The sequence below is a fragment of the Pseudomonas sp. Z4-20 genome, from assembly GCF_051131955.1.
In the GTDB taxonomy this organism is placed as follows: Bacteria; Pseudomonadota; Gammaproteobacteria; order Pseudomonadales; family Pseudomonadaceae; genus Aquipseudomonas; species Aquipseudomonas marvdashtae.
In genome coordinates this window covers 3,726,872-3,750,132 of the sequence record NZ_CP071641.1, presented here as the reverse complement: position 1 = coordinate 3,750,132, position 23,261 = coordinate 3,726,872, and the positions used below count along the sequence as shown (strand labels likewise).

Genomic DNA, 23,261 nt, shown 5'->3' with positions numbered 1-23,261 from the left:
GGTCGTGGCTCCTGTCAGCGGCTGGCGAGAAGGGGAGCCGCATCGCTCAAGGCGTGCAGTTTGAAGCTGCGGGCATACCCGGCCGGGTCGGAACCGTCCCAGGTGGTGCCGTCGATCAGTTGACTGCTGCGCATGTCCTGGCGCGGCGATGAAACCCCCAGCGCCTCGGCGGCTTCCCGATACAACCCGAGCTGCTGGACTTGCCGGGCCACGGCCAGGTAGTCCGGGTCTTCGCGCAACAGGCCCCAGCGACGGAACTGGGTCATGAACCACATGCCGTCGGACAGGTACGGCAGGTTCACCTCGCCGCCGCCATGGAAACGCATCGCATGGGGATCCTGCCAGCTGTTGCCCAGGCCGTCGGCATAGATGCCCAGCAGGCGCGGCTCGATGCAGTCCAGTGGCGCGTCGAGGTATGCGGGGGCGCTCAACAACTGCGCGGTGCTGCGGCGGTTTTCAGTGCTTTGTTCGATGAAACGGCTGGCTTCGAGGATCGCCATCACCAGGGCACGGGCGGTATTGGGGTATTGCTCGACGAACGCACGGGTGCAGCCGAGGACTTTTTCCGGATGATCGGGCCAGATGGTCTGGGTGGTCGCCAACGTGAAGCCGAGGTTCTGCTTCACGGCGCTGGCGCACCAGGGCTCGCCGACGCAGAACCCGTCGATGCGTCCGGCTTGCAGGTGCGCGATCATCTGCGGAGGCGGTACGACCACGCTGTCGACATCCGACAGTGGATGAATGCCCTGGGCGGCGAGCCAATAGTAGAGCCACATGGCATGGGTGCCGGTGGGGAAGGTCTGGGCGAAGGTCAGTTTCGGGCGAGTTTGGTGCACGTGCAGTTCCAGTGCCTCAGGACTGGTCACGCCCTGGGCCTGGAGGCCATGGGAGAGGTTGATGCTCTGGCCATTCTGGTTGAGACCCATCAGCACGGCCATCTCCGTTGGGGCGACGCCGCCGATGCCCAGGTGCACGGCGTAGATCAGGCCGTAAAGGCTGTGGGCGGCATCGATTTCGCCGCTGACCAGCTTGTCCCGCAGGTTGGCCCAGGACGCCTGGCGCTTGAGATTCAGCGTCAGGCCGTAGGGTTGGGCGAAACCCTGGGTGGCGGCCACGACCAGCGGTGCGCAGTCACTCAGGGCCATGAAGCCGAGGTTGACCGCGCTCTTTTCCGGGGCGTCGCTGCCATTGACCCAGGCCAGGGGGGCGGCTGGAATTTCATTCATCGGTATCACCTTCCACATCCAATAAGCGCCGTGTCCTGGCCAAGAAGGCCGAACGACGCCGCCGCTGTCCTTTGAAACAGTGCGCCACTCATTCCGGTGTTGGCATGGGGCGCTGATGACCAAAAGGGTGCAAGGCATATGCCAGTGCTGCCGGATTGTGCGCACGCCTCGCTTGCGTCGCCGTTGCCCGGCTATAATCGCCGCCTCATTTCGTCGCCCGAGTCAAAGCCGCCCATGTACACCCTGGCCCGTGAACTGCTGTTCAAACTCTCCCCGGAAACCTCCCATGACTTGTCCCTGGACTTGATCGGCGCGGGCGGACGCCTGGGCCTCAATGGGCTGCTGTGCAAAGCCCCGGCAAAATTGCCGGTGACGGTCATGGGCCTGGAATTCCCCAATCCGGTCGGATTGGCGGCGGGCCTGGACAAGAATGGCGCGGCCATCGACGGCTTTGCGCAACTGGGTTTCGGCTTCGTTGAAATCGGCACCGTGACCCCGCGGCCGCAGCCGGGCAATCCGAAGCCACGGCTGTTCCGTCTGCCCCAGGCCGAGGCGATCATCAATCGCATGGGGTTCAACAACCTCGGCGTCGATCATCTGCTGGCCCGCGTTGCCGCTGCCAAATACCAGGGCGTGCTGGGCATCAACATCGGCAAGAATTTCGATACCCCGGTGGAACGCGCCGTGGACGATTACCTGATCTGCCTGGAAAAGGTCTACGCCCACGCCAGCTATGTGACCGTCAATGTCAGCTCGCCCAACACACCGGGGCTGCGCAGCCTGCAATTCGGCGATTCCCTCAAGCAACTGTTGGCCGACCTGGCCCGGCGTCGCGCGGAACTGGCGTTGACCCAAGGTCGGCATGTGCCACTGGCGATCAAGATCGCGCCGGACATGACTGACGAGGAAACCGTCCAAGTGGCCCAGGCCTTGATCGAGACCGGCATGGACGCGGTGATCGCCACCAACACCACGCTGGCTCGCGAAGGCGTCGAAGGGCTGGAACACGGTGACGAGTCGGGCGGCTTGTCTGGCGCGCCGGTGCGTGACAAGAGCACCCACACCGTGAAAGTACTGGCGGGTGAGCTGGCGGGACGCTTGCCGATTATCGCGGCGGGCGGGATCACCGAAGGCCGGCATGCCGCCGAGAAGATCACCGCCGGGGCGAGCTTGGTGCAGATCTATTCGGGCTTTATCTACAAAGGGCCGGCGTTGATTCGTGAGTCGGTGGATGCGATTGCGGCGTTGGGTTGATCCGAAGGTTAGTTCTGCGCAGATCCATTGTGGCGAGGGAGCTTGCTCCCGCTGGACTGCGAAGCAGTCCTGAAGCCTGATGGAGGCGATATGTCTGAATCACCGCGTGTCATGGTTTTGGGGCTGCTGCGCAGCCCAGCGGGAGCAAGCTCCCTCGCCACAGGATGATGTTGTCTTTGGCATGTCCATTAAAAAGGGCTCCTCGAAGGAGCCCCTTGGGCCGTAGCCCGCCGCCCGGATGGGACGTGCGTGGTTAAATCGATATGGGTTTCAAATTGTCGAGTTCTTGAGTATTGAGCCCTGTGTCAGCCGACGGCGTGAAGTTCGTTGAGTCTGTGGATACCCGCAGTGCCGGTCATACCGTCCCAGTTGTCGCCGCGTCCTTCTCGCCAGCCATTGATCCAGGCTTGACGTACTGACGGTAGAGTAAAGGGGCAAAGCTCACGGGATTTACCACCAACGCCATATTGGTAACCGCGTAAAAATGCTCTTTCCAACGGATCACGCTTAAGTCTTCTCATAGGGTGTTGCCCTCACTTGTTGACTGTTGCTTAGCGTCGACCTCAATCGAGGTCGGGGCAGAATCATTCTGCCGTTGGTGGCTCGTTGCCGGCGTGACGAGCCAAGGTGTCGGCGCCGTTGCGACGCCAACCTGTGGTGAGTTCTAACCAAAGCGTCACACGGATGGAATGATCTTTTTGTCATAAGCACGTAACAGTAAAGATGCTAGTGCGATAAGTAACATGATGTTCAGCGCCCGCTTTTGCGCAAGACCCCTGTATGATCAGCCCTGCGCCGAAGGGCGGTCCCCGCGTTTGAATGAGAATGTCCCCCTGTTGCACTCAGGTACTATTCGACGAAAGGGACGCGTTTTCACAATTTGCTGCACAGAATTTTTTATTTGCCTTCGCATCTAAGCTTTTTAAACCTGAGCGGCGGGGGCGGAACGGCACACGTTCGTGCCACGCGGGTGCTCTTGAGAAAAGCACCTGATTGAACCCGGCCCGGCAATGCGTTGCCCGGCCCACTTAGCCAAAGGCTCTGGAAATCCCCATGTCCGACCGTTTCGAACTCTTCCTCACCTGCCCCAAGGGCCTCGAAGGCCTGCTGATCGAGGAAGCCGTCGGGCTTGGCCTTGAAGAGGCGCGCGAGCACACCTCGGCCGTGCGCGGCATGGCCGACATGGAAACGGCCTATCGCCTGTGCCTGTGGTCGCGCCTGGCCAACCGCGTGTTGCTGGTCCTCAAGCGCTTCCCGATGAAAGACGCCGAAGACCTGTACCACGGCGTGCTGGACGTCGATTGGCAAGATCATATGCTGGCCGACGGCACCCTGGCGGTAGAGTTCAGCGGACACGGCTCGGGCATCGACAACACTCACTTCGGCGCCTTGAAGGTCAAGGACGCCATCGTCGACAAGCTGCGCACACCATCGGGCGAGCGTCCGTCCATCGACAAGCTCAACCCGGACCTGCGCATCCACCTGCGCCTGGACCGTGGCGAAGCGATCCTCTCCCTCGACCTTTCCGGCCACAGCCTGCACCAGCGTGGTTATCGCTTGCAGCAAGGTGCCGCGCCGCTGAAGGAAAACCTCGCCGCCGCGATCCTGATTCGCGCCGGTTGGCCGCGCATTGCCGCCGAGGGCGGGGCGCTGGCCGACCCGATGTGCGGTGTCGGCACGTTCCTGGTGGAAGCCGGCATGATCGCCGCCGACATGGCGCCGAACTTGCGTCGCCAGCAGTGGGGGTTTAGTGCTTGGCTCGGCCACGTGCCGGCGCTGTGGAAGAAGCTTCATGAAGAGGCCACCGAACGCGCTGCTGCCGGGCTTGCCAAGCCGCCGCTGTGGATTCGCGGCTACGAAGCCGACCCACGGTTGATCCAGCCGGGCCGCAACAACGTCGAGCGCGCAGGCCTGAGCGAGTGGATCAAGATCTATCAGGGCGAAGTCGCCACCTTTGAACCGCGTCCGGACCAGAACCAGAAGGGCCTGGTTATCTGCAACCCGCCGTACGGCGAGCGCCTGGGCGACGAAGCCAGCCTGCTTTATCTCTACCAGAACCTCGGCGAGCGCCTGCGCCAGGCCTGTCTGAACTGGGAAGCGGCAGTGTTCACTGGCGCCCCCGACCTGGGCAAGCGCATGGGCATTCGCAGCCACAAACAGTATTCGTTCTGGAACGGCGCCTTGCCGTGCAAATTGCTGCTGATCAAGGTGTTGCCGGATCAGTTCGTCACCGGCGAGCGTCGCACCCCGGAGCAACGCCAGGCCGAGCGCGAGCAGGCCGTCTACGATCAAGCCCCCGAAGTGCCGCAAGAACGCCAGTACAACAAAAACGGCAACCCGATCAAACCGGCTCCGGCGCCGGCCCCTGTGGTCGAGCAGGCGCGGTTGAGCGAAGGCGGGCAGATGTTCGCCAATCGCCTGCAGAAAAATCTCAAGTTGCTGAGCAAATGGGCCAAGCGTGAAGGTGTGGATTGCTACCGGGTCTATGATGCCGACATGCCGGAATACTCCATGGCGATCGATCTGTACCACGACTGGGTGCACGTCCAGGAATACGTCGCGCCGAAGTCCATCGATCCGGAAAAGGCCTCGGCCCGATTGTTCGATGCCTTGGCGGCCATTCCCCAAGCCTTGAATGTCGACAAGAACCGCGTCGTTATCAAGCGCCGCGAGCGTCAGAGCGGCACCAAGCAGTACGAGCGCCAGAGTGCCCAGGGCAAATTCACCGAGGTCAACGAAGGCGGCGTGAAGCTGTTGGTCAACCTCACCGACTACCTGGACACCGGGCTGTTTCTCGATCATCGGTCGATGCGCCTACGGATCCAGAAAGAGGCGGCCGGCAAGCGCTTCCTCAACTTGTTCTGCTACACCGCGACCGCCAGTGTCCACGCCGCCAAGGGCGGTGCTCGCAGCACCACCAGCGTCGACTTGTCGAAAACCTACCTGGACTGGGCGCGACGCAACCTGTCGCTCAATGGCTTCTCGGACAAGAATCGCCTGGAACAGGGCGATGTCATGGCTTGGCTGGAAGCCAGTCGCGACGAGTACGACCTGATCTTCATCGACCCGCCGACCTTCTCCAACTCCAAGCGCATGGAAGGTGTGTTTGACGTGCAGCGCGACCACGTCCAGTTGCTGGACCTCGCCATGGCGCGCCTGGCGCCGGGCGGCGTGCTGTATTTCTCCAACAACTTCCGCAAGTTCCAGCTCGAGGACAATCTGGGCGAGCGTTACGCGGTTGAGGAAATTACCGCCAAGACCATCGATCCGGATTTTGCCCGCAACAGCAAGATTCACCGCGCATGGAAGATCATGGCGCGCTGATGTTCGGCTGATTGGATCCATGCAGGCCTTGAAATTCAAGGCTCTTGGGTCGATTTTGGGGCTGGCTAAAGTAGTGGCAAATAGCTATAACTGAGAGTGTGGCCGGGGCTGTACACAAGGCCGGTCCTTTCTGAGTTATGTGTATGGCATTACATCAAGTGCGTCCCAGGATCCTGGGTTTTATCAACGAAGATGTTTCAGCATGGCTCGTGGCTGCGGTGGTCCTGATGGCGGGCTCACTGCTGACCGGCTTGCTGGCCTGGGACACGCTGAGCCAGTTCAATCGCCAGTTGCGCCAGCGCTTTGAACTGTTGGTCGAGGAGCGCTATAGCCGCCTCGAAGAACGTTTCCAGGATCAGGAACAACGCCTCGACAGTCTGAGGCGCTTCTTCGCCAACTCCGCCGGGGTTTCCAGCACTGAGTTCCACGGCTACACCGAAGCTTTGCTGCGGCGCACCCGGGCCTTCGCCTGGGCGCCTCGGGTGGCGCGGGAGGAGCGCCAAGCGTTTGAACAACGAGCGCGGGCCGAAGTGTCGAGCACCTTTACCGTTCGTGAACGGGACGAGGCCGGGATCCTGCGCGAGTCCGCCGAACGGGACGAATACGTGCCGGTGCTGTACGTCCAGAGCCAGCCATCCTATGGCGCGCCGCTAGGCTTGGATTTGCTGTCGCATCCTCTGCGCCGCGTCACGCTCGAACGGGCCCGCCAGCGTAACGCCCTGGTGGTTTCCGAGCCTATCGACCTGATAGGCGTCGATCCGGCCTTTTCCCGGGGTGTCATGTTGGCAGCGCCTGTCCTTGGCCCATCGGCCAGCGAGCCGTTCGGTTACGTGGTGGCGGCCATCAGCATGCGCCAGTTGGTCGCCGATGGCCTGCCGGAGGCTGACGATGACAACCTGTCGATGCGGGTGCTTGACGCCGCCCACGGCGATCCTCCAGAAGTTCTGTTCGAAACCTCGAACCGTCCGGGCAAAAGCGATTTGTCGGCAGCACGGCCGTTGCGCCTCGGCGACCATGACTTTCACGTAGAGCTGCGCCCCAGTCGTCTGTTCCTGTCGAGCAATCACTCCAGCGTGGTGAGCCTGACGGTGCTGGGCGGACTGCTCAGCCTAATGCTCAGCGCCTTGCTCTACACGTTGGTCAGCCAGCGGCAGCGGGCCCTGGCGTTGGTGGACCAGCGCACCCGGGAACTGCATGCCCGGGAATCGGAACTACGTGGCACTCACGGCCAATTGAAGGGCGTGCTCGATGCCGCGACCCAAGTCGCGATCATCGCCACCGACCTGCGGGGCATTATCACCACATTCAACGCAGGCGCCGAGCAGATGCTCGGTTACCAGGGCTGCGACGTTTTGCAAAGCATGACCCTGGAAGGCCTCCACGTTCCCCGCGAATTGCAGGAGCGGTCCGCACAGTTGGCGGCCCGCTTCGGCAAACCGATCCCCACGTGCCATGCGATGCTGCTCGAGGGCGGCGAGCAGGGCGGCCAACAGGCGCGGGAATGGACTCTGGTGCGCCGCGACGGCAGCCACTTGACGGTCAACATGCTGGCCACGCCAGTGCTCGACGACCAAGGGCTTTGGGTCGGGCACCTGGCGATCTGCATCGACGTCACCGAACGCAAGCGTGTCCATGAGGCATTGGCCGCGCGGGATATCTTGCTGAAGAAGCTCAGCGCCCACGTTCCCGGCGGCATCTACCAATTCAAAATGGATTTCAACGGCGGATTCAGCGTGATCTACGCCAGCGATGGCATTCGCGACATCTATGAACTGGAACCTGACGTGTTGGTGCGAAACGCCGAAGCGATTTTCTCGCGAATCCATTCGTTGGACAGCGCACGGGTGCGCGCTTCTATCCGCATTTCGGCCGATACCCTGAGCCCTTGGCGTGAAGAGTACCGGGTGCTACTGCCACAGCGCGGCTTGCGCTGGGTGCGCGGCGAGGCAACACCCGAACAGTTGCCCGGCGGCGGGGTGTTGTGGCACGGCTATGTTTCGGATATTTCCGACCTCAAGCGCGTGGAGGAAGAGCTGCGGGCGCTGTCCGTCACCGATGCCTTGACCGGTATTCGCAACCGGCGTTATTTCCAGGAGCGCCTGACCTCGGAGATGGTCCGGGTTGAGCGCGGTTCCGGAGAACTCACGGTCATCATGCTCGACATCGACCACTTCAAGCGCGTCAATGATCAGTATGGCCATGCGGTGGGCGATCGGGTGCTGCAAGCGGTCTGCCAGCGAATCATCCAGCGACTGCGCCGCACCGATGTGTTCTGTCGCTTGGGTGGGGAAGAGTTCGTGGTGCTGTGCCCCGACACGGACGCCGAAGACGCCTACACCCTGGCGCTGGGATTATGGGACGGCCTTCGCGGGGCGCCGATCGACGGCGTGGGGGTGGTCACCGCCAGTTTCGGCATTGCCAGCTGGCGCGCCGGCGAAGGCGCCGATGCGCTGCTGTTGCGGGCCGACTCCGGAGTGTACGCGGCGAAGCAGGCTGGACGGGATCGAGTCGAGGCGCAGCTGGGGTAGCCATTAGCCTGGATAAAGTCGATTACGGTGGGAGTGAGCAAGCCCACTCCCAGCTTGATTTTATGCGATCAGAGCACCGAAGCCGTCTGCGGCAGTTTCGGCTGGCGGTACAGGTCCAGCAGCACCTGGTCCAAAACCGATGAAGCGCCCCAGGGTTTCGGATCGTTGAGGATCGCAACCACTGCCCAGGTATTGCCGTTGATGTCGCGGCTGTAGCCGGCGATGGCGCGGACGGTGTTCAGCGTGCCGGTCTTGACGTGGGCTTCGCCGGCCATGGCGGTGGTCTTCAGGCGTTTGCGCATGGTGCCGTCGGTGCCGGCAATCGGCATCGAACTGATGAACTCCGCCGAATACGGACTGCGCCAGGCGGCTTGCAGCATCGCCGCCATTTCCCGGGCGCTGACCCGTTCGGCACGGGACAGGCCCGAGCCGTTTTCCATCACCAGGTGCGGCGCGGTGATGCCTTTCTTCGCCAGCCACTGGCGCACCACCCGCTGCGCGGCCTTGGCGTCGTCACCGTCGGCCTCGTTGCGATACTGCGCGCCCAGGCTCAGGAACAGTTGCTGGGCCATGGTGTTGTTACTGTATTTGTTGATGTCGCGGATGATCTCCGCCAGGTCCGGCGAAAATGCCCGGGCCAGCAGCTTGGCGCTATTCGGGGTCGCGGCCAGGCGGTCCTTGCCTTGGATGCTGCCGCCCAACTCTTTCCAGATCGCCCGCACGGCGCCAGCGGTGTAGGTGGCATGGTCGAGCAACGAGAGGTAGGTCTGGGAGCTGCAGCCCTCGCCGAGTTGACCGCTGACGGTCACCGTCATGCTGCCGTCCGCCTGGGGCACCGGGTTGTAGCGCACGCCGCCGGTGCATTGTTTGGAATTGGCGGCCTTGACCACGTTTTCGATACGAATACTGGCGATTGGCGGCTCGACCGAGACCAGCACCCGGCCACCGTCGTTGCGGGCGACGAAGCGCAGCGCCTTGAGGTTGACCAGCAGCGAATCGGGCTTGACCAGGAAGGGTTTGTTTTCGTCATTGCCGTCGTCGTTGAACTCGGGCAACTGCGGTTGGATGAAAAAGCTGCGGTCCAGCACCAGGTCGCCGGTAATTTGCTGCACGCCGTTGGCCCGCAGGTCGCGCATCAGCAGCCAAAGCTTTTCCATGTTCAGCTTGGGATCGCCGCCGCCCTTGAGGTACAGGTTGCCGTTGAGGATCCCGCCGCTGAGGGTGCCGTCGGTGTAGAACTCGGTCTTCCATTGATGATTGGGGCCGAGCATCTCCAGGGCGGCGTAAGTCGTCACCAGTTTCATGGTGGACGCCGGATTCACCGAGACATCGGCGTTGTACAACGTCGGGGTGCCCGGGCCGTTGAGCGGCACCAGCACCAGTGACAGCGCGTTGTCTTGCAGTTTGCTGTTCTTGAGGGCCTTTTGCACATTGGGCGAAAGGGCGGTGTTGATGGTGGCAGCGTGGGTATTGACGGGAAGGGCCAAAGGAAAAAGAAGACTGGCCAGAAGCAGTGGGCGCAAAGATTTGATCATTTGAAATAAAACCCTACAGGCGAGGGGAAAAAGACGAGGACATGGAAATGAACGCCCTCAACGGTCATGAAAGTGTCGGCATTATGCCCCAAGGCGCAACGGCTTGTGCCGTGCCCAAGCCCATCGAAGCGGTATTTTTTTACCGACGGTAGACGGACGTGCCCGATGAGTCGGGCAAACGACGCACCAAACTGGTAAAGTGCCGGCCGTTATTACTTATGAGGATTGTTCAATGGCGACTAACCGTTCCCAGCGTCTGCGCAAAAAACTGTGCGTGGATGAATTTCAAGAGCTGGGTTTCGAACTGAACCTGGATTTCAAAGAAGATCTGGCCGATGAGGCTATTGACGCTTTCCTCGACGCTTTCCTGAAAGAGGCCATGGAAGCCAACGGCCTGGGCTACGTCGGCGGCGACGACTACGGTCTGGTTTGCCTGCAGAAGCGTGGCTCGGTGACCGAAGAGCAGCGCGCAGCCGTTGAAGCCTGGCTCAAGGGCCGTAGCGAACTGACCGAAGTTACTGTCAGCCCGTTGATGGACGTCTGGTACCCGGAAAAGCCGATTAATCAGAAATAAGCTGCAAGCTGCAAGCTGCAAGCTTCAAGCCGCAAGTCTCAGTGCTTGAAGCTTGAAGCTTGAAGCTCATTTCCTCCAATTCAGCACCAACAGCGTCAACACCCCCGCCACAATCCCCCAGAACGCCGAACCGATGGAAAACAGCGTCAGCCCCGACGCCGTGACCATGAAGGTAATTAACGCCGCCTCCCGCTCTTTCGCTTCGCTCATGGCGATGCTCAGGCCATTGATGATCGATCCGAACAGTGCCAAGGCCGCGATCGAAAGCACCAGTTCCTTGGGTAGCGCGGCGAACAGCGCCGCCAGTGTCGCGCCGAATACCCCGGCGATCCCGTAGAAAACCCCGCACCAGACCGCCGCCGTGTAGCGCTTGTCGCGATCTTCGTGGGCATGTGGCCCGGTGCAAATCGCTGCGCTGATGGCCGCCAGGTTGATCCCGTGGGAACCGAACGGTGCCAGCAGCAGCGAGGCGATGCCGGTGCTGGTGATCAATGGCGATGCTGGCACGTTGTAGCCGTCGGCGCGCAGCACGGCGATGCCGGGCATGTTCTGCGAGGTCATCGCCACCACAAACAGCGGAATGCCGATGCTGATGGTCGCTGCCAGGGAAAACTGCGGCGTGGTCCAGACAGGCGTGGCGACTTCAAGGGCGAAGCTGCTGAAATCCAACAGCCCCAGGAAACCCGACAGCGCAGTGCCGACCAGCAACGCCGCGAGCACCGCATAGCGTGCAGACAGGCGCTTGACGATCAGGTAGGTGAAAAACATGCCCAGCACCAGGCCGGTGCGATGCTGGGCGGCGACGAAGATTTCGCTGCCGATCTTGAACAGGATGCCGGCCAGCAACGCCGCCGCCAGCGAGGCCGGAATGCGCTTGACCAGGCGCTCGAAGCTGCCGGTCAGGCCACAGATCGTCACCAGGATCGCGCAGGTGATATAGGCACCGATGGCCTCGCCATAACTCACCCCGCCCAGACTGGTAATCAGCAGTGCCGCGCCCGGCGTCGACCAGGCGATGGTAATCGGCGTGCGATAGCGCAGCGACAGTCCAATGGAGCACACCGCCATGCCGATGGAAATTGCCCAGATCCACGAGGAAATCTGCCCGTTGGTCAGCCCTGCCGCCTGGCCGGCCTGGAACATCAGCACCAGGGAACTGGTATAGCCGGTCATCATGGCGATGAACCCGGCAACGATGGCCGAGGGCGACGTATCGGCCAATGGACGAAGTGGCGTGGTCGTGACTTCGGTCATGGTGGGCGGTGGTCCTTGTTGTAGATTGACTGGCCTTGAGGGCCCCGGGTTTCGGGTTTAAGCCTAAACTCAAGACAGTTGCCGATTGCGATACAGCCATGCCCGCAAACAGCCGTACAGTCGTGTTGCCATCAGAGGTTGTGTACAATCGCCGTGTTTTTTACGCAATACTTGCCAGCGACCCGCTGTGCCGTATTACAGTCACGGTTAAATCGCCGCAGTTCTCCCGACTCGAGTGCCCATGAACGAACAGTTGCAGCCCCTCAAGAAACAACCGCGAGCAGGCAAAGCCGGCCGCAGCGGAACCCAGGACGATATTGTCTATGCGCATATTTTCGAGGCCATCCTCGAACAGCGCCTGGCGCCCGGTACAAAATTGAGCGAAGAGGCGCTGGGGGAAATTTTCGGAGTCAGCCGCACCATCATTCGCCGTGCACTGTCACGCCTGGCCCACGAAGGCGTGGTGTTGTTGCGACCCAACCGCGGCGCGGTGGTGGCCAGCCCGAGTGTCGAAGAGGCGCGCCAGGTGTTCTTTGCCCGGCGCATGGTGGAGAAGGCGATCACTGAACTGGCGGTGCAGCACGCCACTGCCGAGCAGCTTGCCGAGCTGCGGCAGATGGTCAGCGACGAGCGCGACAGCTTTTCCCGCGGTGACCGCGGCGCCGGCATCCGCTTGTCGGGCGAGTTCCACCTCAAGCTGGCCGAGGCGGCAAAAAATGCGCCGTTGATCAGCTTCCAGCGCAGCCTGGTTTCCCAGACTTCATTGATCATTGCCCAGTACGAGAGCGGCAACCGTTCCCACTGTTCCTATGACGAACATACCCAGTTGATAGACGCCATCGAAGCCCGCGACGCCGCCTTGGCGGTGAACTTGATGATGCATCACATGGACCACATCGACAGCAAGCTCAACCTCGACGAAGAAAGCGCTTCGGATGACTTGCATGCGGTGTTCTCGCATCTGCTGCAAAGTAAGAAGCCCGGACGTTCGACGGCCAAGCTGTAACCCCGACTCGGATCGTTCCCACGCAGAGCGCGGGAACGATCATCAACGATCAAAAAAACTAGCGCTGATGCACCAATTTGCCGGCCGCATAAGTGCGCGCCACCGTCCGGTCATCCCCCAGCGTCATCAAGACAAACAACCGCTCGGCAATGTCCTTGGCCTGCTTCAGGCGATAGCTCGACAACGGCGTGGCGTTGTAGTCCAACACCAGGAAATCCGCATCGGTGCCCGGTTGCAAGGTGCCGATATTGTTTTCCAGGCGCAAGGCCCGGGCGCCGCCGAGCGTGGCCAGGTATAACGACTTGAATGGGCTCAGTCGCGCGCCTTGCAGTTGCATCACTTTGTAGGCTTCGTTCAGGGTTTGCAGCAGTGAAAAACTGGTGCCGCCGCCCACGTCGGTGCCCAAGCCGACATTCACCTTGTGCTTCTCGGCCATCGGCAGGTCGAACAGGCCGCTGCCCAGGAACAGGTTCGAGGTCGGGCAGAACGCGATCGCCGAACCGGTCTGCGCCAGTCGCGCGCATTCGTCATCGCACAGGTGCACGCCGTGGGCGAACACCGAACGCTCGCCGAGCAATTGGTAGTGGTCGTAGACGTCCAGGTAGCCCTTGCGCTCAGGAAACAGCTCCTTGACCCATTGGACCTCCTGCAGGTTTTCACTGATGTGAGTCTGCATGTACAGGTCCGGGTATTCACTGAGCAATTGGCCGGCCAGGGTCAACTGTTCGGGTGTGCTGGTCGGCGCGAAACGCGGGGTCACGGCGTAATGCAGGCGGCCCTTGCCGTGCCAGCGTTCGATCAGTGCCTTGCTCTCGTTGTAGCTGGACTCGGCGGTATCGACGAGATAGTCCGGGGCGTTGCGGTCCATCATGACCTTGCCGGCGATCATCCGCAGGTCGAGCTTCTCGGCGACCTCGAAAAACGCGTTCACCGATTGCGGGTGCACACTACCGAATACCAGGGCGGTGGTGGTGCCGTTGCGCAGCAGTTCCTTGACGAAAATATCCGCCACGGCGTCGGCGTGGGCCTGGTCGGCGAACTGGCTTTCACACGGGAAGGTGTAGGTGTTGAGCCAGTCCAGCAGTTGCTCGCCATAGGCGCCCACCATGCCGGTCTGCGGAAGATGAATATGGGTGTCGATGAAACCGGGTGTGATCAGTGCGTCTTGGTAATGCGTGATCTCGATATCCGCCGCCAGGGTCGGCAGCAGGTCGTTGGCGTGACCGATGGCGCTGATTTGGCCGTTTTCTACCACCAACAGACCGTCTTCGAAATATTCATAAGACGCCTCTATTCCCACTTCGGCCGGGTCGGCGAGACTGTGGAGCAGGGCGGCACGGTAGGCTTTGCGTGTCAGGGGCATGGAAGTTTCTCGATAATGAATCAACGCTGGCTGCGGCGTGAAACCGGCAGCAACTTGGCAATGGGTTCGGCGCGCGAGGTGTGCTGGCCGAAATCCGCGTTATAGGTGGCGATGATTTCGCCGGCGATGGAGATGGCAATTTCCACAGGCAACTTGCCTTTGACTTCGCCGATGCCCATCGGGCAACGCATGCGTTGCAGGGTGCTGCTGTCGAAGCCGCGGTCGCGCAGGCGATGCTCGAACTTGACCCGCTTGGTCTTCGAACCAATCAGGCCGAAGTAGGCGAAGTCGTTGCGCTTGAGGATCGCGGCGCTCAGTTCAAGGTCGAGCTGATGATTGTGGGTCATGACGATGCAGTAGCTGCCGGCGGGCAACTCGTCGACTTCATCCAGCGGCTCGTCGGTGACGATCTTGCGCACGCCGTGGGGCAGGTGCTCGGGGAACTCCGCTTGCCGTGAGTCGATCCAGCGCACCCGGCAAGGCAGGCTCGCCAGCAACGGTACCAGGGCGCGACCGACGTGGCCGGCGCCGAACACGGCGATCTGCGCCTGTACCTGGCCCATCGGTTCGAACAGCAGCACGGTGACGCCGCCGCAGCATTGGCCCAGGCTGGCACCGAGGCTGAAGCGCTGCAGATGGGTGTTTTGTTGCCCACTGGCAAGCATCTGCCTGGCGAGCTCCATGGCCTTGTATTCCAGGTGCCCGCCGCCAATGGTGTCGAATGCCTGGTCGGCGCTGATGACCATCTTCGAACCAGCGTTGCGCGGCGTGGAGCCGAGCTCTTCGATGATCGTCACCAGCACGCAGGGTTCGCCGCGATCTTGCAGGTCCGCGAGGGCGCAGATCCAGTTGTACATGTTCACCTCGACTGATCAGACGATTTCGGCTTCAACTTTCTCAACGCTGGCAACCTTCAATCCGCGCATCTGCTCACACCCCCACAACACCCGCTCCGGTGTCGCCGGGGCGTCGATTTTCGGCTGATGCCTGTAGTCGCCCAGGCTCGCCACGGCGTCCTTGATGGCGCACCACGCGGCGATGCCGAGCATGAATGGCGGCTCGCCCACGGCTTTGGAGTGGAACACCGTGTCTTCAGGGTTCTTGCGGTTTTCCACCAACTTGACCCGCAGGTCCAGCGGCATGTCGGCCACCGCCGGGATCTTGTAGCTGGCCGGGCCATTGGTCATCAGCTTGCCCTTGTCGTTCCACACCAGCTCTTCCATGGTCAGCCAGCCCATGCCCTGGATGAAACCGCCTTCGACCTGGCCAATGTCGATGGCCGGGTTCAGCGAGGCGCCGACATCGTGGAGGATGTCGGTACGCAGCATCTTGTACTCGCCGGTGAGCGTATCGACGATCACCTCGGCACACGCCGCGCCATAGGCGAAATAGTAGAATGGCCGGCCACGGGCCTGGCTGCGGTCGTAGTAGATTTTCGGGGTCTTGTAGAAGCCGGTGCTCGACAGCGAGACCTGGGCGAAATACGCCTGCTGCACCAGCGCCTCGAAGCTCAGGATGTGATCGCGAACCCGCACATGGCCGTTGTGGAATTCGACATCTTCTTCGCTGACCTTGTACTGCCGCGCGGCGAACTCCACCAGGCGTTGCTTGATGTTTTCAGCAGCGTTTTGCGCGGCCTTGCCGTTCAGGTCGGCCCCGCTGGAGGCGGCGGTGGGCGAGGTGTTCGGCACTTTGTCGGTGTTGGTCGCGGTGATCTGCACGCGGTCCATTTCTACCTGGAACACCTGCGCCACGACTTGAGCGACCTTGGTGTTGAGCCCTTGGCCCATTTCCGTGCCGCCATGGTTCAGGTGGATGCTGCCGTCGGTGTAGACGTGAATCAGCGCCCCGGCCTGGTTTAGGAAGCTGGCGGTGAACGAGATACCGAACTTCACGGGCGTCAGCGCCAGGCCTTTTTTCAGGATCGGGCTGCCTGCGTTGTAGCGGCGGATCGCTTCGCGGCGCTCGGCGTACTGGCTGCTTTGCTCAAGCTCGGCGGTCATTTCCTCGAGCATGTTGTGCTCGACGGTCTGGTAGTAATGCGTGACGTTGCGCTCGGTCTTGCCGTAGTAGTTGGCCTTGCGCACGGCCAGCGGATCGAGCTCCAGATGCCGCGCAATCGCATCCATCACTTCTTCGATGGCCACCATGCCCTGCGGTCCGCCGAAACCCCGGTAGGCGGTGTTCGACGCGGTGTTGGTCTTGCAGCGATGACCATTGATGGTCGCATCGCCCAAGTAATAGGCGTTGTCGGCATGGAACATCGCCCGGTCGACAATCGACGCCGACAGGTCCGGCGAGCACCCGCAGTTGCCGGCCAGTTCCAGGGCGATGCCGTGCAGCCGTCCGTTGCTGTCGAAGCCGACGTCGTACTCGATATAGAACGGGTGGCGCTTGCCGGTCATCAGCATGTCCTCCACCCGGGGCAGGCGCATCTTGGTCGGCTGGCCGGTGAGGTGCGCGATGACGGCGCACAGGCACGCCGGGCTGGCGGCCTGGGTTTCCTTGCCGCCAAAGCCGCCGCCCATGCGACGCATGTCCACCACGACTTTGTTCATCGATACACCGAGCACCTCGGCCACCAGTTTCTGTACTTCGGTGGGATTCTGGGTCGAGCAGTAGACGATCATCCCGCCGTCTTCAGTGGGCATTACCGAGGAGATCTGGGTTTCCAGGTAAAAGTGCTCCTGGCCGCCGATGTGCAGCGAGCCCTGGATGCGGTGCTCGGCGCTCGCCAGCGCGGTGGCCGAATCGCCGCGCTGGTGGGTATGGCTGTCCAGCACGAAGTGCCGTTTGCGCAGCGCCTCGACCACATCCAGCACGGGTTCGAGGTCTTCGTATTCAATGATCGCGGCCATGGCCGCCTTGCGTGCAGTCTCGAGGTCCTTGGCCGCGACCGCCAGTACCGGTTGCCCGACGAACTGCACATCATCAATCGCCAGCAACGGGTCACCGGGCAGCAGCGGGCCGATGTCCTTCAGGCCTGGAATGTCTGCATGGGTAATGGCGATGCGCACGCCCTCGAAGGCGTAGCAAGGCGTGGTGTCGATGCGGATGATCCGGGCGTGGGCGTGGTCCGACAGCCGGGCATACACGTGCAGCTGGTTGGGAAACTCCAGGCGATCATCGATGTACTGGGCTTCGCCGGACACGTGCTTGGTGGCGCTGTCATGCTTGACGCTGCGACCCACGCCGGTGGTGAGGTCACGGGCGAACAGTTCGGCCAGTTCGGCTTGGGTCTTCTCTACGGCGTGATGGTTAGACATAAGCGGTCACCCGAGTCTCGATGTGCGGCGTTTGCAGTTCGATGAAGTATTTGCGCAACAGGTTTTGCGCGCTGAGCAGGCGGTATTCCTTGCTGGCGCGGAAATCCGACAGCGGCGTGAAGTCCTCGGCCAGGGCAATGCAGGCGCGTTCGACGGTGCTGTTGGTCCAAGGCGCACCGGTCAGGACCGCTTCGCAATGTTTGGCGCGCTTGGGTGTGGCGGCCATGCCGCCAAAGGCGACGCGGGCGTCACGGACCACGCCGTTGTCGATGCGCAGGTTGAATGCCGCGCACACGGCTGAAATATCGTCGTCCAGGCGCTTGGAAACCTTGTAGGCGCGAAATGCCTGTTCGGCGCTGGCCCGCGGCACGATGATCTTCTCGATGAATTCGCTTTCCTGGCGGGCGGTGACCCGGTAATCGATGAAATAGTCCTCCAGGGCCAGGGTGCGGCGGACCTGGCCTTTGCAGAGCACGATCTGCGCCCCGAGCGCGATCAGCAGGGGCGGCGAGTCGCCGATGGGCGAGGCGTTGCCAATGTTGCCACCCAGGGTGCCCTGGTTGCGGATCTGCAACGAGGCGAAGCGTTGCAGCAGTTCGCCGAAGTCCGGGTATTCGGCGTTCAGCGCCTCATAGCAATCGGAGAGCGCGGTCGCGGCGCCGATCTCGAGGCGATCATCGAAATGCTCGATGCGCTTGAGCTCGGCGACGTTGCCGACATAGATCATCACCGGCAGGGGGCGGTGGAACTGGGTGACTTCCAACGCCAGGTCAGTGCCGCCGGCCAGCAGGCGCGCCTGGGGATAGGCGTCGTAGAGGTCGGCGAGGTCGGCCACGGTCAGCGGCACCAGGCAGCGCTTGTCGCCGCTATTGAGTTCGCCGGTTTGGGTCGGAGCGATGGCTTTGAGGCGCGAAATGGTCTCGGCCTCGCTGGCGTCGAACTGGTCTGGCTGTCTAGCGCGGCAGGCCTGGTCGGCGGCGGCCAGGATCGGCCGATAGCCCGTGCAGCGGCACAGATTGCCCGCGAGCGCTTCATGGGCTTTGTGGGCGTCGGGTTGCTCGCTGTTTTTCTGCAGGGCGAACAACGACATGACAAAGCCCGGCGTGCAGAAACCGCACTGCGAGCCGTGGCAATCGACCATCGCCTGTTGGACGCTGTGCAGTTGGCCCTTGTGCTTGAGATCCTCGACACTGATCAGTTGCTTGCCGTGCAGCGAGGAGACAAAGGTCAGGCATGAATTGAGGCTGCGGTAGCGAATGCGTTCGAGACCGCTTTGGTCCGTGTCCAATTCGCCCACTACCACCGTGCAGGCACCGCAGTCGCCGCTGGCGCAGCCTTCCTTGGTGCCGGATTTGCCGACGTGCTCTCGCAGATAGTTGAGCACGGTCAGGTTCGGGTCCAGGGCATGCTCGCTACGGAGTTCCTGGTTGAGTAAAAACTGGATCACGGAAGGCCTCGCAGAATCATTATTGTTGTATCGACGTGGACCGAATTTAGCAGGTCTGACTTTTCGGTCAATGATTTTCTGACTCAAAGGTCAGAAATCAGCTGCAGGTGACAAGCTACGAGCTACAAGTCAAAAGCTTGAAGCTCAAAGCTTGAAGCTTGCAGCTAATTTTTTGCTTATATCGTGCCAAAAACCCGGTGCAGGCCCTGCGCCATGACGTATTGAGTGCGCTACACTGCGCCGCTTGTGCAAATCGAAGAGTTTGAAGGACAACCATGACGTTCAAGGCCCCGGACAGCCTCGCCGAGCAAATCGCCCACCACCTCGCCGAGCGGATCATTCGCGGCGAAATGAAGCCGGGGGAGCGCATCCAGGAACAGAAGGTCACGCTGGCGCTCAACGTCAGCCGCGGCTCGGTCCGCGAGGCGTTGCTGATTCTGGAGAGGCGTCATCTGATCGCCATCCTGCCGCGCCGTGGCGCCCACGTGACCGAACTCACCGAGCACAAAGTACGCAGCCTATGCGCGTTGATGAGCGAGCTGTACATCCTGCTCGGCAACGCCGTGGCCAATGGCTGGGAGGAACAGGCCGACATGGCGCCGTTCGTCGCGATCCAGCAGCGCCTCCGGGAGGCTTTCGAGCGCCAGGACATTCGCACCTTCGTCGATGAAAGCTTCAGCGTGATGCGCGCCGCTTATCCATTCGCCAACAATCCGTATTTGCAGGAAACCGTCGAAAACCTGCAGCCGGCGATGAGCCGGGCTTATTTCCTCGCCCTTGAACAGCGCAAGGCGGAGATGAGCGAATTCCTCGACCTGTTCCAGCGCCTGCTCGCCGCCGTGCTGGCGCGTGATTTGCCGCAGATCCGCATCGTGCTGGCGGCCTACGCCCAGCGCAGTTGCGATCTGGTGGTTTCTGCCCTGACGGCGGCCTGACGTGCGACTCAAGTGCATCAAGCTGGCGGGGTTCAAGTCTTTCGTCGACCCGACCACGGTGAACTTCCCCAGCAACATGGCGGCGGTGGTCGGACCCAATGGTTGCGGTAAGTCGAACATCATCGACGCCGTGCGCTGGGTGATGGGCGAGAGCTCGGCCAAGAATTTGCGCGGCGAGTCGATGACCGACGTCATCTTCAACGGCTCCACCAGCCGTAAACCGGTGAGCCAGGCCAGTATCGAGCTGGTGTTCGATAACTCGGACGGCACCCTGATTGGCGAATACGCTGCCTACGCGGAGATCTCCATCCGCCGCAAAGTGACCCGCGACAGCCAGAACAGTTATTTCCTCAACGGCACCAAATGCCGTCGCCGCGATATCACCGACATCTTCCTCGGCACCGGTCTCGGGCCGCGCAGCTATTCGATCATCGAGCAGGGCATGATCTCCAAGCTGATCGAGGCCAAGCCGGAAGATTTGCGTAATTTCATCGAAGAAGCAGCCGGCATTTCCAAGTACAAGGAACGGCGTCGCGAGACCGAAAACCGTATCCGCCGTACCCATGAAAATCTGGCGCGCCTGACCGACTTGCGCGAAGAACTCGAGCGCCAGCTTGAACGTCTGCACCGTCAAGCCGAAGCCGCGAAGAAGTACCAGGAATACAAGGGCGAAGAGCGCCAGCTCAAGGCCCAGCTGTCGGCCCTGCGCTGGCAAGCGTTGAACGAACAGGTCGGCCAGCGCGAGGCGATCATCGGCAACCAGGAAGTCAGCTTCGAAGCGTTGGTGGCCGAACAGCGCAACGCCGATGCGGCCATCGAGCGCTTGCGCGACGGGCACCATGAACTCTCCGAGCGCTTCAATCTGGTGCAAGGGCGCTTCTATTCGGTGGGCGGCGACATCGCCCGGGTTGAACAGAGCATCCAGCATGGCCAGCAACGCCTGCGTCAGTTGCAGGACGATTTGAAGGAGGCCGAGCGCGCGCGCCTGGAAACCGAATCCCACCTCGGGCATGACCGCACCTTGTTGCTGACTCTGGGCGAGGAACTGGACCGGCTCACACCGGAGCAAGAAATCACCAGCGCCGCCGCCGAAGAAGCCGCCGCTGCCCTGGAGGAAGCCGAGCTGACCATGCACGGCTGGCAAGAGCAGTGGGACAGCTTCAACCTCACCTCCGCCGAACCACGGCGCCAGGCTGAAGTCCAGCAGTCACGCATCCAGCAGCTGGAAACCAGCATGGAGCGCCTGGCCGAACGGCAGCGCCGCCTGACTGAAGAACGGGCATTGCTCGCTGCTGACCCGGAAGACGCAGCGATTCTGGAGCTGGGCGAACAACTGGCCGCCAGCGAAGCCACCCTCGAGGATTTGCAAGCCAGCGAAGACGCCCAGGTCGAACGCCTTGAGCAACTGCGCCAGGCCTTGCAACTGGCGTTGCAGAACCAGCAGCAAGCCCAGGGCGAATTGCAGCGGCTCAACGGGCGCCTCGCCTCGCTTGAAGCCTTGCAGCAAGCCGCGCTCGACCCTGGCACCGGGACGGCCGAATGGCTGCGCAACCAGCACCTGGCCGAACGCCCGCGCTTGGCTGAAGGGCTGAAGGTCGACGCTGGCTGGGAGCTGGCGGTGGAAACCGTGTTGGGAGCCGACCTGCAAGCGGTGCTGGTGGATGATTTCGCTGGCTTCGATCTTTCCGGTTTTGCACAGGGTGATCTGCGCCTGCTCAGTCCGGCCGGCGACGGCGTCCGAGTGCCTGGCAGCCTGCTCGACAAAGTCGAGGCCCAGGTGGACCTGTCGCCCTGGCTGGGGCAGGTCAAGCCGGTGGACAGCCTTGAACAGGCGTTGGTCCTGCGCGGGCAACTGGCTCCCGGCGAAAGCCTGATCAGCCCTGACGGATATTGGGTGGGTCGGCATTTCCTCAGGGTGCGGCGGGCCGGCGAAGCCGAGAGCGGCATGCTCGCCCGCGGCCAGGAAATCCAGCAACTGGGCGCCGAGCGTGAAGAGCGCGAAGCCAGCGTCGAAGCCCTGGAAACCGAATTGCAGAACCTGCGCGCACAACAGCGTCAGCAGGAGAATGGCCGTGAACACTTGCGTCGGTTGTTGCAGGACGAAGCGCGCCAGCAAGGCGAGCTCAAGGCGCAGCTGTCCGCCGGCAAGGCCAAGGTCGAGCAATTGGCCCTGCGTCGCACCCGTCTCGATGAAGAAATCGCCGAGCTGGGCGAGCAACGGGCGTTGGAATATGAGCAGATCGGCGAAGCGCGATTGCAACTGCAAGACGCCCTCGATGCGATGGCGCTGGACACCGAGCAGCGTGAATTGCTGTTGGCCCAGCGCGACAGCCTGCGCGAGCGCCTCGATCGGGTGCGCCAGGAAGCGCGTCAGCACAAGGACCATGCCCATCAATTGGCGGTGCGTCTTGGCTCGCTGAGGGCGCAATACGATTCCACGCGCCAGGCCTTGGAACGCCTGGAAATGCAGTCCGAACGCCTGACGGAAAAACGCGAGCAGCTGAGCCTCAACCTGGAGGAGGGCGAGGCGCCGCTGGAAGAGCTGCGCCTCAAGCTCGAAGAGTTGCTCGACAAGCGCATGAGCGTCGACGAGGAACTCAAGACCGCGCAGATCGCCTTGGAGGATGCCGACCGCGAACTGCGCGATGCCGAGAAGCGCCGCAGCCAGGCCGAGCAGCAATCCCAGCTGATACGCGGCCAGATGGAACAGCAGCGCATGGAATGGCAAGCCCTGACCGTGCGCCGCAAGGCTTTGCAGGATCAGTTGCTGGAGGACGGCTACGACCTCAACGGCGTGCTCGCCACCTTGGTCGCGGGTGCCAACGAGAAAGACGCCGAGGAAGAGCTCGAGCGCATTGCCCAGCGCATCCAGCGCCTGGGCGCGATCAACCTGGCCGCCATCGACGAGTACCAGCAGCAGTCCGAGCGCAAGCGTTACCTGGACGCCCAGAACGATGATCTGGTGGAAGCGCTGGAGACGCTGGAGAACGTCATTCGCAAGATCGACAAGGAAACCCGCAATCGCTTCAAGGATACCTTTGATCAGATCAACGCTGGATTGCAGGCGCTTTTCCCAAAAGTATTCGGCGGCGGCAGCGCCTATTTGGAACTGACGGGCGAAGATCTACTCGATACTGGGGTGACAATCATGGCGCGTCCTCCTGGCAAGAAGAACAGCACCATCCATTTGCTCTCCGGTGGCGAAAAAGCCCTGACGGCCTTGGCCCTGGTATTTGCCATTTTCAAATTGAACCCAGCGCCGTTCTGCATGCTCGACGAAGTCGACGCACCGCTGGACGACGCCAACGTCGGCCGTTACGCGCGGTTGGTGAAGGAAATGTCCGAGACGGTGCAGTTCATCTATATCACCCACAACAAGATCGCCATGGAGATGGCCGATCAGTTGATGGGCGTGACCATGCATGAGCCGGGTTGTTCGCGGCTGGTGGCGGTGGATGTGGAAGAAGCCATGGCGATGGTGGACAGTTAGCTGCGAGCTTCAAGCGGCAAGCTGCAAGTGAGGCGGCTTGTGGCTTCCGGCTTGTAGCT

At 61.8% G+C, this 23,261-nt stretch carries 15 protein-coding genes; 7 read left to right on the top strand and 8 right to left on the bottom strand.

Translation table 11 applies throughout. The features are described 5' to 3' along the window. Positions 1-14 precede the first annotated feature (14 nt). On the bottom strand, positions 15-1,226 hold the full coding sequence (locus tag J3P82_RS16970) for a CmpA/NrtA family ABC transporter substrate-binding protein (RefSeq protein ID WP_434557877.1): 1,212 nt from the start codon (positions 1,224-1,226) through the stop codon (positions 15-17). Between the two features lie 234 nt (positions 1,227-1,460). Between J3P82_RS16970 and J3P82_RS16965 the strand changes: the two genes are divergently transcribed. Then, the gene (locus tag J3P82_RS16965; protein ID WP_434557876.1) at positions 1,461-2,480 is read left to right on the top strand and encodes a quinone-dependent dihydroorotate dehydrogenase; all 1,020 of its coding nucleotides are present in this window, start codon (positions 1,461-1,463) and stop codon (positions 2,478-2,480) included. A 305-nt stretch (positions 2,481-2,785) separates the two neighbouring features. Here J3P82_RS16965 and rmf read toward each other — a convergent pair whose 3' ends face one another. Next, the gene (gene rmf / locus J3P82_RS16960; RefSeq protein WP_003223300.1) at positions 2,786-3,001 is read right to left on the bottom strand and encodes a ribosome modulation factor; all 216 of its coding nucleotides are present in this window, start codon (positions 2,999-3,001) and stop codon (positions 2,786-2,788) included. A gap of 532 nt (positions 3,002-3,533) precedes the next feature. On the opposite strand from rmf, the gene rlmKL reads away from it, so the two are divergent. Together rlmKL and J3P82_RS16950 are read left to right on the top strand one after the other, a co-directional pair. Further along, positions 3,534-5,804 carry a bifunctional 23S rRNA (guanine(2069)-N(7))-methyltransferase RlmK/23S rRNA (guanine(2445)-N(2))-methyltransferase RlmL gene (gene rlmKL, locus J3P82_RS16955; protein WP_434557875.1) on the top strand — a complete coding sequence of 757 codons (2,271 nt, stop codon included), beginning with the start codon at positions 3,534-3,536 and terminating at the stop codon, positions 5,802-5,804. Between the two features lie 143 nt (positions 5,805-5,947). Continuing rightward, on the top strand, positions 5,948-8,332 hold the full coding sequence (locus J3P82_RS16950) for a sensor domain-containing diguanylate cyclase (protein ID WP_434557874.1): 2,385 nt from the start codon (positions 5,948-5,950) through the stop codon (positions 8,330-8,332). A gap of 68 nt (positions 8,333-8,400) precedes the next feature. On the opposite strand, the gene dacB is transcribed toward J3P82_RS16950, so the two are convergent. Next, positions 8,401-9,867, bottom strand: coding sequence for a D-alanyl-D-alanine carboxypeptidase/D-alanyl-D-alanine endopeptidase (gene dacB, locus J3P82_RS16945; protein WP_186636673.1), 1,467 nt, complete (start codon positions 9,865-9,867; stop codon positions 8,401-8,403). Positions 9,868-10,099: 232 nt separating this feature from the next. Here dacB and J3P82_RS16940 point away from each other — a divergent pair, with 232 nt between their 5' ends. Then, the gene (locus J3P82_RS16940; protein WP_434557873.1) at positions 10,100-10,441 is read left to right on the top strand and encodes a YggL family protein; all 342 of its coding nucleotides are present in this window, start codon (positions 10,100-10,102) and stop codon (positions 10,439-10,441) included. A 66-nt stretch (positions 10,442-10,507) separates the two neighbouring features. Here J3P82_RS16940 and J3P82_RS16935 read toward each other — a convergent pair whose 3' ends face one another. After that, on the bottom strand, positions 10,508-11,695 hold the full coding sequence (locus J3P82_RS16935; protein ID WP_434557872.1) for a benzoate/H(+) symporter BenE family transporter: 1,188 nt from the start codon (positions 11,693-11,695) through the stop codon (positions 10,508-10,510). A 241-nt stretch (positions 11,696-11,936) separates the two neighbouring features. On the opposite strand from J3P82_RS16935, the gene J3P82_RS16930 reads away from it, so the two are divergent. After that, the gene (locus tag J3P82_RS16930) at positions 11,937-12,701 is read left to right on the top strand and encodes a GntR family transcriptional regulator (protein ID WP_186636663.1); all 765 of its coding nucleotides are present in this window, start codon (positions 11,937-11,939) and stop codon (positions 12,699-12,701) included. Positions 12,702-12,759: 58 nt separating this feature from the next. Here the strand turns inward: J3P82_RS16930 and guaD are convergent, their stop codons facing one another. Genes guaD through xdhA form a run of 4 tightly spaced genes read right to left on the bottom strand, consistent with a single transcriptional unit; the run spans position 12,760 to position 18,777 of the window. After that, on the bottom strand, positions 12,760-14,064 hold the full coding sequence (gene guaD / locus J3P82_RS16925; protein WP_434557871.1) for a guanine deaminase: 1,305 nt from the start codon (positions 14,062-14,064) through the stop codon (positions 12,760-12,762). A 20-nt stretch (positions 14,065-14,084) separates the two neighbouring features. After that, positions 14,085-14,921 carry a xanthine dehydrogenase accessory protein XdhC gene (gene xdhC, locus J3P82_RS16920; RefSeq protein ID WP_434557870.1) on the bottom strand — a complete coding sequence of 279 codons (837 nt, stop codon included), beginning with the start codon at positions 14,919-14,921 and terminating at the stop codon, positions 14,085-14,087. Positions 14,922-14,936: 15 nt separating this feature from the next. Beyond that, positions 14,937-17,330: a xanthine dehydrogenase molybdopterin binding subunit gene (gene xdhB, locus J3P82_RS16915; RefSeq protein ID WP_434557869.1), complete on the bottom strand. Its 2,394-nt coding sequence runs from the start codon at positions 17,328-17,330 to the stop codon at positions 14,937-14,939. Next, the gene (xdhA, locus tag J3P82_RS16910) at positions 17,323-18,777 is read right to left on the bottom strand and encodes a xanthine dehydrogenase small subunit (protein WP_434557868.1); all 1,455 of its coding nucleotides are present in this window, start codon (positions 18,775-18,777) and stop codon (positions 17,323-17,325) included. Before xdhA ends, xdhB begins: the two co-directional genes overlap by 8 nt. Positions 18,778-19,052: 275 nt before the next feature. On the opposite strand from xdhA, the gene J3P82_RS16905 reads away from it, so the two are divergent. Both J3P82_RS16905 and smc read left to right on the top strand, forming a co-directional pair. Then, positions 19,053-19,712, top strand: a complete 660-nt coding sequence (locus J3P82_RS16905) for a GntR family transcriptional regulator (protein ID WP_434557867.1) — start codon at positions 19,053-19,055, stop codon at positions 19,710-19,712. Position 19,713: 1 nt separating this feature from the next. Continuing rightward, on the top strand, positions 19,714-23,202 hold the full coding sequence (gene smc / locus J3P82_RS16900) for a chromosome segregation protein SMC (RefSeq protein ID WP_434557866.1): 3,489 nt from the start codon (positions 19,714-19,716) through the stop codon (positions 23,200-23,202). The last annotated feature ends 59 nt before the right edge of the window (positions 23,203-23,261 follow it).